Below are 675 nucleotides of genomic sequence, written 5' to 3'. Positions count from 1 at the left end.
CCCGAACTCCAGTTGCCCGCTCGATAGCCACCGACATATGTTGTTGAACCGGGCTATCCCTTTTCATAGGAGTCCGAACGACTCGCCAGTCATCGTGAAAGAAAATACATGAGAAGAGGAGCTCGATAGGGTTCAGATCGAGACTACGTAACCTTCCAAAAGTCAGATCCAAAATCTCCTCAAACGAGAGCGATAATACCGTGTCTGGAATATCATATATGTCAATCTCTTGTGTACGCCAGTTTTCTAACGTGTATCTGCTTGTTAGCCGCATTTGAGTCAATATATCCATGGACAGGATTATATTTGATCCAAAATACAGGATTACCGCTTTATTATAGAGACCCACGATGGTGACACGAAAGGTGTGACTCCGCCAAAACGACTATCGGTAAGACCAGCGTATTACGTCTATATGTCCGAAGCGACTACGAACGACGACGGCGGAGACGACATCGGCACGGTCAACTTCAAACTTACCGAGTCGTTCCTCGAACAGATAGACGATACGTGGCAGGGACGCGGGTTCAACAGCCGGAGCGAGTTCATCCGGTACACGCTTCGGGACGCAGTCGAGTTCCCGACGTTCGACCGCGACGAACTCGTCGCCCTGCTCGAAGCCGAGGAGGACATCCGCGAGGGACGGACGACGAGCGCAGAGGAAGCCCGCGAGCG

General features: G+C 51.6%; 2 protein-coding genes. One reads left to right on the top strand and one right to left on the bottom strand.

Annotation, left to right across the window (positions count from 1 at the left end; all coding sequences use genetic code 11):
- Positions 1-349: hypothetical protein (locus tag DVK07_RS23960; protein ID WP_233565561.1), on the bottom strand; the 349-nt coding region annotated here is incomplete at its 3' end.
- 66 nt (positions 350-415) lie between these two features.
- Between DVK07_RS23960 and DVK07_RS20395 the strand changes: the two genes are divergently transcribed.
- A partial coding sequence (locus DVK07_RS20395) for a ribbon-helix-helix domain-containing protein (RefSeq protein WP_121598577.1) occupies positions 416-675 on the top strand: 260 nt, incomplete at its 3' end.

Source organism: Halorubrum sp. Atlit-26R, from assembly GCF_003666015.1.
Lineage (GTDB): Archaea > Halobacteriota > Halobacteria > Halobacteriales > Haloferacaceae > Halorubrum.
Note: the sequence above shows the minus strand (reverse complement) of the source record. Positions and strands in the feature narration are given on the sequence as shown.